Origin of the sequence: Pseudonocardia sp. DR1-2 (assembly GCF_023717215.1) — a bacterium.
In the GTDB taxonomy this organism is placed as follows: domain Bacteria; phylum Actinomycetota; class Actinomycetes; order Mycobacteriales; family Pseudonocardiaceae; genus Pseudonocardia; species Pseudonocardia alni.
Map to the genome: position 1 here is coordinate 479,056 of NZ_JAMQOF010000005.1, position 14,335 is coordinate 493,390.

Here is a 14,335-nt window from a genome sequence, read left to right on the forward strand (position 1 = left end):
GTCAGTGCTTCCTCTTCCTCGACGGAACGGTGGTGGGCAGGCCGGCCCCGGACAGCCGGGCGCGGAGGGCCGCGCCGTCCTCGTCTGCCAGGGCCGCGGAGCGGAGCCGGGCGAGCGTGGCGGCGGCGCCGGTACGGCCGCGCAGCTCGCCGGCGGCCCGGCTGAGCAGGGCGAAGCTGTCGTTGCCGTGGGCGTAGGTCTCGCCGTAGCCCTTGAGGACCTTCTGGCAGACGAGGATCTCCACGGCGAGGTCCGCGTCGGCGGCGACGGTGTCGAGCGCGAGCGCGGTCCAGGCCTCGATCGCCTTCTGCTCCTCGACGAACCGCAGCGACCGCGGCCGCAGCGGCCGCATCCGCGCCATCGTCGCGAGCATCGCGTAGCCGGTCACCGAGGTGGTGTCGAGGACCATGCCCTCGCGGGTGACCCGGTCGACGGCGCGGGTGAACGCCCTCGAGCGGCGCAGCACCTTCCCGAGCCGGTACGGCAGCGTGTCGGTGATCTCCTCGGCCTGCGGGTGCAGGTACTCGCGCACCCGGGACAGCTGCGCCGAGGTCACCCCGGCCTCGTCGCGGACCCGCTCGAGCCGCCGCGCGCGGGTCTTCTGCAGCGCGACGTGGATCGTGTCCTGGTAGCACATCCACAGCGCCAGGTGCCGGGCCGCCTCGGTGGTGAGGCGGGCGTCGCCGAACGGGTCGGGGTCGACGGCGGCGAACGCGCGGACCCGCTCGAGGTAGCGGGCGGCGTAGTCGAGGTCCTGGTAGACACCGGTCCGCACGAGGCCGTGCAGGACCGTGGAACGCGCCGCGGCCGGGAGGTCGGCGACGGTGCGGGCGAGCGGGCGCAGGTCCTCGCCCACCAGTGACTCCGGGTCGGTCGCGGCGATGTCGTTGCGCCGCGCCTCCTCACGCTCCTTGCGCTCCTCGGCGGAGACGGGCCGCGGACCGATCGCGATGTCGACCGTCGCCGGCGCGCGGGGCGCGGGCGGGGCGGGCGGGGCGGGGGCGAGCGCGGCGGTGGCCGCGTCGAACCCGCCCGCGAACGCGGCCAGGCTCGGCTCGACGCCCTTGCCTGCGTCGCGGACGGCCTGCTCGAAGCGGTCCCGGGAGAAGGGCAGTGCCCCGGACCCGGCGAGCGCCCCGAACAACGCCGCGGAGATCACGCTGCGGTGCTCCTCGGCGATCGCGGCGAAGTCCGCGGCGACCAGGTGCTGCGCGGCGCGGCCCGCGGCGGCGACCAGCTCGGCGGAGTCGACGCGACCGTCGCCGAGGTGCATCTTCTCGTCGATGGAGTAGACGCGGTTGGTCGAGGTGATCAGCGTGGTGCGGTCGGGGGTGGCGAAGCCGCGCTGGACCGCGCGGCCGCACTCCATCAGCTCCGAGGCCACGACGACGTCGACCTCGCCGGGCGTCGGGAACACCGACAGCACCGGCTCGGCCCGGCCCGCGCCGTCGGCCGAGTCGGTCCCGGGCACCGGGGGGTGCAGTTCGGCGTAGTAGACGGTCGCCCCGGTCCGCTGGGCGACGCCGGCGACCGAGGTGGTCTGCGCGTGGTAGCCGGCGGCCTCGGCGACGGCGACGACCCAGTCGGCGAGCACCCCGCCGCCCTCGCCCCCCATCGCGAGGATCGCGAGGGTGATCGGGCGGGTCCCGGTGTACCAGGACCCGGAGGGACCCGCCGGTGCGGGCATCACGGTGGGCATCAGGCTGCCTCCATCCGGGCGGCGCGGCGATCGAGGCCGCGCCCGACGAGGGTGATCCACCAGGACCGGAGGCGGGCGCGGACCCGCTCCCCGGCCGTGGGGTTGTCGACGACGTCGGTGCGGTAGAACGACGGGCACAGCACCGCCGCGTGGGCGTTGTTGCCGCACACCCCGCACCCGACGCAGGAGTCGAGCACGGTCGCGATCGGGTCGGTGCGCAGCGGGTCCGGGTTGTCGGTGATCGTCAGCGACGGGCAGCCGGAGATCCGGATGCAGGCGTGGTCACCGGTGCAGGTCTCCGGGTCGACGCCGAACCGCTCCCGCACGACGCGCTCGCCGCGCTTCAGCTTCGCGGCGCGGTCCTTCTTCACGCGGCGCTGCCGGTTGAGCTGGCACTCCGACTGCATCACCAGCAGCTCGGGGCCGCGTTCCTTGCGGCGGAACGCCTTCAGAAAGGTGTCGCGGACCTTGGCGACGTCGTAGGTGTGGTCGATCGTGGTGGCGTTGGTGATGCCGAGACCACGCGCGGCCTTCTCGATCGGGTGCCTGGTCGAGCGGCGCTCGGAGTCGGCGTGGCTGGACAGCACGTCCTGCCCGCCGGTGGCGGCGGCGTAGTCGTTGTCGACGACCACCATGACCTGGTCGGACTTGTTGAACACGGCGTTCCCGACGCCCGACACGAGCCCGTTGTGCCAGAACCCGCCGTCGCCCATGATCGACACCGGTCGCTTCTCGGCACCGCCGCCGGCCAGCGCGGCCGAGCCCGCGGCGCCCATGCCGTAGCCCATCGTCGTCGCACCCAGGTCGAACGGGGCGTTGATGGCGAACAGGTGGCAGCCGATGTCCGCGGAGATCTGGTGCTGCCCGGTCTCGCGCTCGGCCAGCTTGAGGCCGGAGAAGATCGGGCGCTCCGGGCAGCCGGTGCACAGGCCCGGCGGGCGCGGGCGCACGACCTCGGCGGCGACCCGCGGCGCGAACGGGCTCGCCGGATCGGCCGGGTCGCGCAGCAGCGACGGCCGGTGGGTGACGACGTCGGGGGCGTACTTGCCGAGGAACTGCTCCAGGCCGCGGGTGACGACCTGGGCGGTGTACTCGCCGCCCGCGGCCAGCATGTCCTTGCCGTGCAGCACCGTCGGGACGTCGGCGCGGCGCAGGATCGCGTGCAGGTTCTGCTCGATGTAGTCGGGCTGACCCTCCTCGACCATGATCACCGCACGCTTGCCGGAGCAGAACTCGACGATCTCGGAGTCGACGACCGGGTAGGTCACGTTCATGATGTAGGTCGGGACGCGGGTGCGGCCGAGCGTGTCGGAGGCACCGAGCAGCTCCATCGACCGGTTCAGCGTGTTGTACAGCCCGCCCTGGACGATGATGCCCACGTCGGAGGCGGTGCCGTCGCCCGGGAACAGCTCGTTGAGACCGTGCTCGCGGATGAACTCCACCGCCCGGGGCCAGCGGTCCTGCAGCTTCTCGCGCTCGTGGGCGAACGACGCGGGCGGCAGCACGATCCGGTCGACGCTGCGCCGCGGGGCGTCCGCGGCCTGGGCGACGGTCATCGGCGGCCGCACGTTGTCCTTGGCGACGAACCCGCCGTGCAGGTGGCAGGACCGCAGCCGCAGCTCCAGGAACACCGGGGTGTTGGACGCCTCGGACAGCGCGAACCCGGACTCGACCGCGTTCACGATCGCGGTGGTGTTGGCGCGCGGGTCGAGCAGCCACATCTGCGACTTCATCGCGAACGCGTGCACCCGCTCCTGCATGATCGAGGAGCCCTCGCCGTAGTCCTCGCCGAGGATCACCAGCGCGCCGCCGGTGACCCCGCCGGAGGCGAGGTTGGCCAGTGCGTCGGAGGCGACGTTCGTGCCGACCGGGGACTTGAAGGTGATCGCGCCGCGCAGCGGGTGGTGCACCGACGCCGCCAGCATGGCCGCGGCCGTCGCCTCGGAGGCGGAGTTCTCGAACCGGACGTCGAGCTCGTCGAGGATCTCGCGGGCGTCGCCGAGGACGTCCATGAGGTGCGAGATCGGCGCGCCCTGGTAGCCGCCGACGTAGGCGACGCCGGACTGCAGCAGCGCCTTCGTCACGGCCAGGATGCCTTCGACGTGCAGTGTCTCGCCGGCTCCGGCGCGCAGCTTCTGCACCTCGGCGGCGAAGGACCGTTCGGCCATGGCCGTCCTCTCGTCGTGGTGGTCGTGGTGGTGGGAGGTGGTCGTCGGTACCGACGCTAGGCACCGGATCGCGTGGCGCCTATCCCGTGGGCGTGGTCGCTGTCCGATCGGCGCTGCGCGGAGCGCACCGCGCGGCTACACACCCAGGTCGGTCAGGTGCTCGAAGCGCAGGCCGAGGTCGGTGACGGCGACGGCGACCGGGGCGAGCGCGGCGCGCAGGTTCGCCGCCACGCAGGGCGGGAGGTCGTCGCGGCGCAGCGCGGCGACGATCCGGTCGTAGACGTCGAGCAGGGCCCGCTCGGCGTCGTCGAGCGGGGCACCGAGCAGGTCCGTCGCCCGGTCGGCGGCGGCGCGCGGGGCGGACGGCGCGGTGGTCGTCGTGGTGGTCGTGCTCATGGCGGGCTCCTCGCGGGTCGGGTCGGCGGCGGGCCCGGTCAGACGGCCGGACGCAGGTCGGTGAGCCGCTTGGCCTTCAGCTCGAAGCGGGGCAGCTCACCGGTCGCGGCGCGGCGGACGTGGAAGCGCAGGCCCTCGTGGGAGTCCGCCAGCTCGGCGGCGACCCGCCCGGACAGCAGGTCCCACCCGGTGTCGTCGACGGTCGCCGCGGGCTCCAGCAGCAGCTCGATCTCGTCGCGGTCACCGGGGCGGGAGATGCGGATCTGGAACTCCTCGATCCCGTCGAAGCCCCGGACGATCGCCTCGACGGCGCCGGGGTAGACGTTCGTGCCGCGGACGAGCTTCATGTCGTCGACCCGGCCGATGATCCCGCCCTCGTAGAGGTCCCAGGTGCGGCCGGACGTGGTGCGGGAGCCGGGGACCTTCACGACCAGGTCGGCGGTGCGGTAGCGCAGCAGCGGGGTGGTCGAGCGCCCGAAGGAGGTGCAGACCCGCTCGCCGCGCTCGCCGTAGCCGACCTCACGCCCGGTCTCCGGGTCGATCACCTCCTCCAGGAGGTGGTCCTCGATGACGTGGCAGCCGCCGGGCTGCTCGGCCGGGGTGAACATGACGATCGTCGACACCTCGGTCATGCCCGCGGTGTCGTAGGCCGCCGCACCCCACTTCCGCTCGATGAGCGCCTTGGTCTCCGGGATGGACCCGGCGGGCTCACCGGAGAGGATCACGCGGCGGACCGGGCCGTTCACCAGGTCGATGCCCAGCTCCTCGGCCTCGGCGGCCAGGCGCAGCGCATAGGTCGGGGTGGACGCGACGACGGTCGCGCCGAAGTCGTGGATCTGGCGCACCCGCTGGGCGGTGGACTGCGCGCCGCCCGGGATGGTCAGCGCGCCGATCTTCTCCAGCCCGTTGTGCAGGCCCCAGAACCCGATGAACGAGCCGTAGCCGAACGCGACGTAGCCGACGTCGTGCGGGCGGACCCCGGCGCCCCAGAGCGCGTAGCACCACATCTCCGCCGCCCAGGACCAGTCCTTGCGGGAGTCCAGCGCACGCAGCGGGGTGCGCCCGGAGGTGCCGGAGGTGGTGTGCAGCCGGATCGCGTCGTGGGCGCCGGTGACCGGCAGCTCGCCGAACGGCGGGTGCGCCTCCTGCGAGGCCATCCACTCCTCGCGGGTGAGGAACGGGATGCGGGCGAGGTCGTCGCGGGTGCGGATCCGGTCCGGGTCGACGCCGGCGAGGGTGCGCCGGTAGTGCGGGCTGCGGTCCTTCGCCCAGGCCAGGACCCGGCGCAGCTTCGCGAGCTGCAGCTCGACCAGGTCCGCGCGCGGCATGAGCTCGGTCTTGGGGTTCCAGAACGGCTGGTCGGTCACGGCGTCCCCTTCTCCCGGCACAAGCTGTATATCGCTGACGTGACGACAGTCATCAGAGCATGCGATGCCGGGAGCGGGCAACCCCCACACACGCTCCGGTCACAGCCGAGATCGGTACGTCATGGCCACGAAACGCGACCACTGTCCGCCTGACGCAGATCACGCGGCCGCGCTTGCCGAGGCCACGTTCATCGTGTTTCAGTGTTCGCCGTCAAGGACACGACACATCAGGAGGTCGGGATGCGTCTGGCGACCCTGCGGTCGGGCGACGGGACCGTCGCCGCCGTCGCCGCCGGAGCGGAGTGGGCGGTGCTCCCCCACTCCGACGCCGGCGACCTGCTCCGCGACCCGGACGGTCTCCGGACGGCCCGCGCGGTCGCCGCCCCGTCCCCCGCGGAGGGTCCCGCCACCCCCGCCGGCGGCCTCGCCCCGGTCGTCCCCCGGCCGTCGAAGATCGTCTGCTGCGGGCACAACTACGCGGGGCACATCCGCGAGATGGGCCGGGACCTGCCCGAGCACCCGACCCTGTTCACCAAGTTCGCCGACACCCTCACCGGCCCCGCCGACACCGTGACGCTGCCGGACTGGGCGGGGCGTCCGGACTGGGAGGCCGAGCTGGCCGTCGTCGTGGGCGCCCCGCTGCACCGGGCGACGCGGGCCGAGGCGTCGGCCGGTGTCGCCGGGTACACCACGGCGAACGACCTGTCGGTGCGCACCTGGCAGCACCACACCGGGCAGTGGCTCCCGGGCAAGGCGTTCGACGCGACCACCCCGCTCGGCCCGGTCCTCGTCACCCCCGACGAGCTGGACCCCGCCGCCGGGCTCGCACTGACCTGCCGGGTCAACGGCGAGGTCGTGCAGTCCGGCGACACCGCGGACCTGGTGTTCGACGCGCCCGCGCTGCTCGCCTACATCTCGGCGTTCACCCGCCTGTCCCCCGGCGACGTCGTGCTCACCGGAACCCCCGCCGGGGTGGGCGCCGCGACGAGCCCGCCCCGCTTCCTCGCCGACGGCGACGTCGTCGAGGTGTCGCTGCAGGGCGTCGGCGTCCTGACCACACCGATCCGCATCGAGTTCGAGGAGTGCGCATGAGTGAGCAGAGCAAGCAGGACGGCACCGAGCTCGCCTGGTCCGCCGTGCCCGTCGTGACCCGCGCCGGGTCCGAGGACACCGGCACCGGCCAGTCCGGTGGCTGCGTCCGCGTCTCGGGCGTGTCGCCGCAGCACACCCCGGCCACCCGGATCTGGTTCGGCCGGGTCTCCAACGAGCCGGGCTACCGCTCGTTGCCGCACCACCACGGTGAGGCCGAGACCGGCGGCTACGTGCTGTCGGGCACCGGCCGGATCTGGTTCGGCGAGGACTACGCGCAGTGGATCGAGATGGCGCAAGGCGACTTCGTGTTCGTCCCGCCGTTCATGCCGCACGTCGAGGGCAACATGTCGACCACCGAGGAACTGGTGTGGCTGACCTGCCGGACACCGGACAACATCGTCGTCAACCTCCCCGAGGTCGACGACGCGAGCCTCGAGGGGTACCGCCGCGCATGACCACTCCGATGCCCTCCACCAGCGAGAGGTCCGTCGCCCCGCTGCTCGCGGCGCTGGACCTGACCAAGGACGGGGACGACGCGTTCCTCGCCCACCACCAGGTCATCCCGTCGGGTCGTGCCTACGGCGGCGAGCTCGTCGCCCAGGCCGAGCGGGCCATGACCCTCACCGTCGGCGACGACCGCCGCGTCGCGAACCTGCACGGCTACTTCCTGCGCGCCGGCGACGTGCACACGCAGACCCGCTGGGAGGTCGAGCGGGTCCGCGACGGCCGCGGCTTCTCCCACCGTGCGGTCCGCGGCCTGCAGGGCGGCAAGGAGATCTTCCGGGCGATGGCGCAGTTCGCGGTGCCGGTCGACGGCGCCGTCGAGCACGCCGACACCCTCCCCCCGGAGGCGGGCGACCCCGACGAGCTGCCGAGCACGGCCGACGTGCTGGTCGGCGCGGACACCCGCGACGCCCAGTACTGGCGGTACCACCGCTCCTTCGACATCCGGCACGCCCCGTCGGCGCTCTACACCACCCACGACGGTGTGCGCGTCGCCCGCCAGACCGTGTGGCTGAGGGCCTGGGAGCGGCTGCCCGACGACCCGGCGATCCACCGCAGCGCGCTGGCCTACGTCTGCGACTACACGCTGCTGGAACCGATCCTGCGCCGCCACGGCGCCGCCTGGGCCGACGACGGCGTCGTCACCGCCAGCCTCGACCACGCCATGTGGTGGCACCACGACGGCCGCATGGACTCGTGGGTCGCGCTGGTGCAGACCTCCCCGGTCGCCACCCGCGGCACCGGGCTCGGCACCGCCCGCCTCTACTCCGCCGACGGCCGCCCGCTGGCCTCGGTCGTCCAGGAAGGACTGGTGAACCTCCCGTGAGCGCACACTCCATCGCCTCCGTCGGCGGCGGCCCCGGCGGGCTGTTCTCCGCCATCCTGCTGAAGAAGACCGACCCGTCGCGCGAGGTGGTCGTCTACGAGCGCAACCGCGCCGACGACACCTTCGGCTTCGGCGTCGTGTTCTCCGAGGAGACCCTGGACAACATCTCGGCCGCCGACCCGGAGTCCCTCGAGCGCATCTCCGCGGAGTTCCGGCACTGGTCGGCGATCGACGTCGACGTCCTCGGCGCCCGCGAGCGCAGCGACGGGCACGCCTTCGCCGCGCTGGAGCGCAAGCGGCTGCTCGGCATCCTCGGCGAGCGCGCCGCGGAGCTGGGCGTGGACGTGCGCCACTGCACCGAGGCGCCCGACCTGGACACGCTGCGCCGCGAGAACGACCTGGTCATCGCGGCCGACGGCGTCAACTCCCGCATCCGCGAGGCCCTGTCGGAGGAGTTCCGGCCGAGCCTGGACCGGCGCACCGCCCGCTACGTGTGGTTCGCGACCACCCGTCCGTTCGACTGCTTCACCTTCCAGTTCGTGGAGACCCGGTTCGGGCTGTTCTGGGCGCACATCTACCCCTTCGACGGGGAGCGCTCCACCTTCATCGTCGAGACCGACGAGGCCACCTGGGAGCGCGCCGGGCTCGCCGAGTTCGCCGCCGCGAAGCGGCGCCCGGGCGAGAACGACGAGCGCTCCCTGCGGTTCTGCGAGGAGGTCTTCGCCGACCTGCTCGACGGCCACGGCCTGATCGGCAACAACTCCGGCTGGCTGTCCTTCGGTGTGATGCGCAACGAGTCCTGGCGCGCCGGGAACGTCGCGCTCGTCGGCGACGCCGCGCACACCGCGCACTTCTCCATCGGCTCGGGCACCAAGCTCGCGTTAGAGGACGCGATCGGCCTGGCCGGCGCGATCGACCGGGAGCCGACCGTCGAAGCCGCGCTGAAGGCGTACCAGGAGGACCGCAAGCCGGTCGTCGAGTCGCTGCAGCGCTCCGCACAGACCAGCCTGGAGTGGTTCGAGGGCGTCCGCCGCTACCGGCACCTGGACCCCCGGCAGTTCGTGTTCCAGCTGCTCACGCGCTCGCAGCGGGTCACCTACGACAACCTGAAGCTCCGCGACGCCGGCTACGTCGGCCGGATCGACGCCTGGCTCGCCGACCGGACCCGCGACCTGGGTCTCGAGGTCGAGACCGGCACCCCGCCGATGTTCCACCCCTACCGGCTGCGCGGCATGACGCTGCCGAACCGGATCGTCGTCTCGCCGATGGCGCAGTACTCCGCCGTCGACGGCGTGCCGACCGACTGGCACCTGGTGCACCTGGGCGGGCGCGCCCAGGGCGGCGCCGGCCTGGTCATGACCGAGATGATCTGCACCTCCGCCGACGGCCGGATCACCCCCGGCTGCCCCGGTCTCTACACCGACGCCCAGCGTGACGCCTGGGCCCGGGTCGTGCGGTTCGTGCACGAGAACACCGACGCGAGGATCGGCGCCCAGATCGGGCACGCCGGGCGCAAGGGCTCGACCAAGGTCATGTGGGAGGGCATCGACGAGCCCCTCGAGGACGGCAACTGGGAGATCCTGGCGCCCTCGCCGCTGCCCTACCGGTCCGACAGCGCCGTCCCGCGCGAGGCGACCGAGGCCGACCTGGACCGGGTCGTCGCCGACCACGTCGAGGCGGTCCGCCGCGCCGACTCCGCCGGGTTCGACCTGGTCGAGCTGCACTTCGCGCACGGCTACCTGGTGTCGAGCTTCCTGTCGCCGGTGTCGAACCGGCGCACCGACTCCTACGGCGGCCCGCTGGAGAACCGGGCCCGCCTGGCCCTGCGGATCCTCGACGCCGTCCGCGCGGTGTGGCCCGACGACAAGCCGGTCAGCGTCCGGATCAGCGCCACCGACTGGGTCGACGGCGGTTTCGACGGCGACGACGCGGTCGCGCTGGCCCCGATGCTGCATGCGCACGGCGCGGACATCGTCGACGTCTCCACCGGCCAGACCAGCACCGAGGCGAAGCCGGCCTACGGGCGGCTCTACCAGACGCCGTTCGCGGACCGGATCCGTCAGGAGACCGGCGTCCCGACGATCACCGTCGGCGCGGTGTCCAGCGTGGAGGACGCGAACACGATCATCGCGTCCGGCCGGGCGGACCTGTGCGCGATCGCGCGGCCGCACCTGGTGGACCCGTACTGGACGCTGAACGCGGCCCTGGACCAGGACTTCCGCGGGCACGCGGTCCCGCGGCAGTACCGGTCCGGGCTCTCGGCGCGGCGGCGCGCGCAGGTGCCGTGAGGGCCCGTCACATCGCCGTCCGCACGGCGTAGAGCTCGGGGAAGAAGGTGAGGTCCAGCGCCCGGCGCAGGAAGTCCCGGCCGCTGGAACCACCGGTTCCCCGCCGCACCCCGATCGTCCGCTCGACGGTCCTGAGGTGCCGGAAGCGCCACAGCTGGAAGTTCTCCTCGATGTCGACGAGCTCCTCGCAGGTCTCGTAGAGATCCCAGTGGGTCCGCGGGTCGGCATAGACCTCGGCGAACACCGGCACGAGGTCCTCGCGGTAGGTGTGGGCGAGGGTGACGTCGCGGTCGAGCAGGTCGGCGGGGACGGCGAACCCGCGGCGGGCGAGCAGGCGCAGGAACTCGTCGTAGAGGCTGGGCCGGTGCAGTGCCGCGTGGAGCAGCGCGTGCGCCGCGGCGTCGTCGGCGAACAGCTCCAGCATCGCGGCGTTCTTGTTGCCCAGCAGGAACTCCACGGCCCGGTACTGGTAGCTCTGGAACCCCGACGAGGTCCCGAGCGCGCCGCGGAACTGCACGTACTCCGACGGCGTCAGCGTCGCGAGCACCGACCACTGCTCGATGAGGGTGCGCTGCACGTGCTTGACCCGGGCCAGGCGCTTGAGGGCGAGCGACAGGTCGTCGGCGGCCGTGTCGTCGGCGGCGCTGCCCAGCTCGTGCAGCACCAGCTTCAGCCACAGCTCCGAGGTCTGGTGCTGGACGATGAACAGCAGCTCGTCGTGGTGCTCGGGGCGGCTGCGGGGGTGCTGTGCGCCCAGCACCCGGTCCAGGTCGAGGTAGCCGCCGTAGGACAGGTTCTCACCGAAGTCGCGGACCACACCGTCCTCGACCGGCCGGGTGTTCGTGCCGTCGTCGCTCATCGGGCGACCTCCTCGGCGAGCGCGGTCATCCCGGCGAGGACCTCGGCGAACGAGGTCGACAGCGGCGCGAGCCCGATGCGGATGCCGTCCGGGGCCCGGAAGTCCGGGATGACCCCCCGCTCCCACAGCCGGGCGTTGACCTGGGCGAGGTCCTCGCGGCGCAGCGTGACGTGCCCGCCGCGGCGGTCCGGGTCGCGCGGTGAGGCCACGGTGACGCCGTGCGGCGCGAGCAGGGTGTCGGCGAGGTCGAGGGCGAACCCGGTGAGCCGCACCGACTTCGCGCGGACGGCGTCGATCCCGGCCTGCTCCAGCAGCTCCACCCCGCACTCCAGCGGCACCGACGCCAGCACCGGCGGGGTGCCGGAGAGCAGGGCGCGCACGTCGGGCGCCGGTTCGTGGCCGGGCCCCATCGCGAACGGCGCGCGGTGGCCGAACCAGCCGGTGATCGGCTGGCGCAGCGTCGTGGTGTGCCGGGCGGCGAGGTAGCCGAACGCCGGCGCGCCCGGGCCGCCGTTCAGGTACTTGTAGCCGCAGCCGACGGCGAGATCGGCGCCCCACGCGTCGAGCCGGACCGGGACCGACCCGACCGAGTGCGACAGGTCCCAGAGCACCAGGGCGCCGGCGTCGTGGGCGGTCCGGGTGATCGCGGGCGCGTCGGCGAGGAACCCGGAGCGGTAGGCGACGTGGGACAGCAGCACCAGCGCCGTGTCCGGCCCGACGGCGGCCGCGACCTGCTCGGGCGTCACGCCCGAGGCCGGATCGGAGGTGATCCACCGCAGGACCGCGCCGCGCTCGGCGGCGATGCCCTCGAGCACGTAGCGGTCGGTCGGGAAGTTGTCGGTGTCGACGACGATCTCGCGGCGCCCCGCCGCCGCCTGGTGGTCGACGGCGGCCCGGGCCAGCTTGTAGAGCAGCACGGTCGTGGAGTCGGCGACGACGACCTGCCCCGGCGCGGCACCGAGCGCGGCCGCCCCGATCCGGTCCCCCAGGCTGCGCGGCCGGTCGACCCAGCCCTCGTCCCAGCCGCGGATCAGCCGGGTGCCCCAGTCCGCGCGCACGAACCGCTCCATCCGCTCGGCCGTCGCCCGCAGCGGACGACCGAGGGAGTTCCCGTCGAGGTAGGCGACGACGCCGTCGGCGGGCAGGAACCGGTCGCGGTACCCGGCGAGCGGGTCCTCGGCGTCGAGTCCCGCCGCGACGGCCGCGAGGTCGGTGCCGAGGTCGGTGGTCGGGTCGGTGCTGCGGTCGGTCACGGTGTCCCCTCCGGTCGCGGTGTGCCCAGCCGGTGCAGCCGCAACGCGAGCTGCAGCTCCAGCCCGTGGTCCGGGTCCTGCCAGCGCGGGCCCAGCAGCGACGCGACCCGGTCGAGCCGCTGGGCCACGGTGTTGACGTGCACGTGCAGCGCCGCCGCGGCCCGGGTCGGGCTGGCACCCGCGGCGTAGTAGGCCTCCAGGGTGCGCAGCAGCTCGCTGCCGCGGCGCGCGTCGTGCTCGGCGACGGGCCCGAGGATGCCGCGCACGTACCCGGCGACGTCCGGGCGCTCGCCGAGCAGCAGCCCGGCGAACCCGAGGTCCGACGCCGACGCGCACTCCCCCTCCCGGTCCAGCGCGACCAGCGCCTCCGCCGAGCGACGGGCCTCGGCCAGCGCCGCGTCCGCGCCGTCGGCCGGCTGCAGCGGGCCGGCACCGCCGACTGTCACCGCCCCGTCGGGGTCCTGCTCCGACGCCGGACGCGCGAGCCGGGCACCGGCCGCGGCCGGGTCGGTGCCCGGCAGCAGCACGACCACCGCGCCGTCCCGTTCCCCGACCAGCCCGGAACGGCCGCCGAGAGCGGCCGCCTCCCGGGCCAGCGCCCGTCGCCGGGCGGGGTGGCAGCGGCAGACCAGCAGCACGTGCGGCCGCCGGGGCGACACCCCGAGCGCGGCGAGCCGGGTCAGCGTCGTCGGTCGCGGGGCCCCGGACGCGGCGAGGAGCTCGGTGAGGGCGTCGGCGCGGTCGGACCGGTCGGCCTCGTCGGCGCGCTGGGCGAACAGCTGCACCAGCGCCGTGACCATCGCGGCCCGCTCCACGGTGCGGACCTGGCCGGGGGTCAGGGCGTCCCCGGCGCCGAGCCCGCCGAGCAGCAGCGTCCCGAGACGCTGACCACCGGCGATCACCGCGGTCACCCAGACGCCGCCGGCGCACGGCACCGGCACCGGGCGACCGCCGCCGTCGCGCTCCCCGGCGCGGCGGGCCGCGGCGCGGGCGTCCAGGCCGGGCGGGACCGGGCCGTGGGCCGCGGCGGTGGCGCCGTCGCCGTCGAGCACCGCGACCCACCCGCCGAGCAGCCGGCCGAGCGCCTCGGCGATGTCGCCGACGTCGCCGCCCTCCAGGACGACCCCGGCGAACCGGTCGTGGGCGTCGGCGGCCTCGGCGATCGCGGCGTGCGCACCGCGCAGCTCGCGCAGCGTGGTGGCGGTGTCGGCGAGGCGGCGGGTCTGCACCAGCGACACCGCGGCGAGCGCGGCCAGCGAGCCGAGCAGGGCGACGTCCTCGGCGGTGAAGGGCCGGGCGGACCGGTTGGCGGCGAACAGGACGCCGACGAACTCGTCGTCGACCAGCAGCGGGGTGCCGCAGATGCCGACGATGCCCTCCTCGGCGACCGCGGTGTCGATCTCCTCGGTGTGCCGGTAGCGGCCGTCGCCGGCGTAGCGGCCGGTCCAGTGCGGGGTGCGGCTGGCCGCGACGAGACCGCCCAGCCCGGCCCCGAGCGGGAGCCGCAGCGACTGGAAGCGGTGCGAGACCGACCCGGAGGTGACCCGCATGAACGTGTCCCCGCGCTCGGGGTCGTGCAGGGTCAGGTAGGCGATGTCGGTGCCGAGCAGCCCGCGGGCCCGGCGCACGATCGCCTGCAGCACCGAGCCGGGGTCGGACTCCGAGGCGAGGTCGCGGGCGATGCCGACCAGCGCGGCGAGCTCGGACTCGCGGCGGCGCCCGGCGTCCATCGCCGCCCGCACCCGCAGGGTCAGCGCGCCGGCCTCCGGCTCGGACGCCGCCAGCTCCGCGACGACGCGGTCCAGCTCACCGTCGCGGGCATCGCCGTCGGCCCGGTCGGCCAGCAGCCGGAGCAGGTCGAGGACGGTGCGCACGCGTCCATC

The 14,335-nt window shown here is 74.2% G+C and carries 11 protein-coding genes; 4 read left to right on the top strand and 7 right to left on the bottom strand.

Annotated features, from left to right (window positions below; translation table 11 throughout):
- Position 1: 1 nt before the first annotated feature.
- The 4 genes from ND486_RS17965 to ND486_RS17980 form a co-directional block, all read right to left on the bottom strand.
- The gene (locus ND486_RS17965; protein ID WP_251785272.1) at positions 2-1,699 is read right to left on the bottom strand and encodes an indolepyruvate oxidoreductase subunit beta family protein; all 1,698 of its coding nucleotides are present in this window, start codon (positions 1,697-1,699) and stop codon (positions 2-4) included.
- Positions 1,699-3,867: an indolepyruvate ferredoxin oxidoreductase subunit alpha gene (locus ND486_RS17970; RefSeq protein WP_251785273.1), complete on the bottom strand. Its 2,169-nt coding sequence runs from the start codon at positions 3,865-3,867 to the stop codon at positions 1,699-1,701. Before ND486_RS17970 ends, ND486_RS17965 begins: the two co-directional genes overlap by 1 nt.
- Before the next feature lie 135 nt (positions 3,868-4,002).
- Positions 4,003-4,263, bottom strand: coding sequence for a hypothetical protein (locus ND486_RS17975; protein WP_251785275.1), 261 nt, complete (start codon positions 4,261-4,263; stop codon positions 4,003-4,005).
- 38 nt (positions 4,264-4,301) lie between these two features.
- Positions 4,302-5,630, bottom strand: a complete 1,329-nt coding sequence (locus tag ND486_RS17980) for an AMP-binding protein (protein WP_208826973.1) — start codon at positions 5,628-5,630, stop codon at positions 4,302-4,304.
- A 240-nt stretch (positions 5,631-5,870) separates the two neighbouring features.
- Between ND486_RS17980 and ND486_RS17985 the strand changes: the two genes are divergently transcribed.
- The 4 genes from ND486_RS17985 to ND486_RS18000 are packed head-to-tail and all read left to right on the top strand — an operon-like array spanning position 5,871 to position 10,340.
- Positions 5,871-6,722, top strand: coding sequence for a fumarylacetoacetate hydrolase family protein (locus ND486_RS17985; protein WP_251785277.1), 852 nt, complete (start codon positions 5,871-5,873; stop codon positions 6,720-6,722).
- Positions 6,719-7,177, top strand: a complete 459-nt coding sequence (locus ND486_RS17990) for a cupin domain-containing protein (protein ID WP_208825768.1) — start codon at positions 6,719-6,721, stop codon at positions 7,175-7,177. The genes ND486_RS17985 and ND486_RS17990 overlap by 4 nt, the downstream gene beginning before the upstream one ends.
- Positions 7,174-8,052: an acyl-CoA thioesterase II gene (locus tag ND486_RS17995; protein WP_251785278.1), complete on the top strand. Its 879-nt coding sequence runs from the start codon at positions 7,174-7,176 to the stop codon at positions 8,050-8,052. Before ND486_RS17990 ends, ND486_RS17995 begins: the two co-directional genes overlap by 4 nt.
- The gene (locus ND486_RS18000; RefSeq protein ID WP_251785280.1) at positions 8,049-10,340 is read left to right on the top strand and encodes a bifunctional salicylyl-CoA 5-hydroxylase/oxidoreductase; all 2,292 of its coding nucleotides are present in this window, start codon (positions 8,049-8,051) and stop codon (positions 10,338-10,340) included. Before ND486_RS17995 ends, ND486_RS18000 begins: the two co-directional genes overlap by 4 nt.
- A gap of 7 nt (positions 10,341-10,347) precedes the next feature.
- Here the strand turns inward: ND486_RS18000 and kynA are convergent, their stop codons facing one another.
- Genes kynA through ND486_RS18015 form a run of 3 tightly spaced genes read right to left on the bottom strand, consistent with a single transcriptional unit; the run spans position 10,348 to position 14,326 of the window.
- A complete protein-coding gene (gene kynA, locus ND486_RS18005) occupies positions 10,348-11,199 on the bottom strand; it encodes a tryptophan 2,3-dioxygenase (protein ID WP_251785282.1) in 852 nt (283 codons plus the stop codon).
- Positions 11,196-12,452, bottom strand: coding sequence for an aminotransferase class V-fold PLP-dependent enzyme (locus ND486_RS18010; RefSeq protein ID WP_251785283.1), 1,257 nt, complete (start codon positions 12,450-12,452; stop codon positions 11,196-11,198). The genes kynA and ND486_RS18010 overlap by 4 nt, the downstream gene beginning before the upstream one ends.
- Positions 12,449-14,326, bottom strand: coding sequence for a helix-turn-helix domain-containing protein (locus tag ND486_RS18015; RefSeq protein WP_062396374.1), 1,878 nt, complete (start codon positions 14,324-14,326; stop codon positions 12,449-12,451). The genes ND486_RS18010 and ND486_RS18015 overlap by 4 nt, the downstream gene beginning before the upstream one ends.
- Positions 14,327-14,335: the final 9 nt, after the last annotated feature.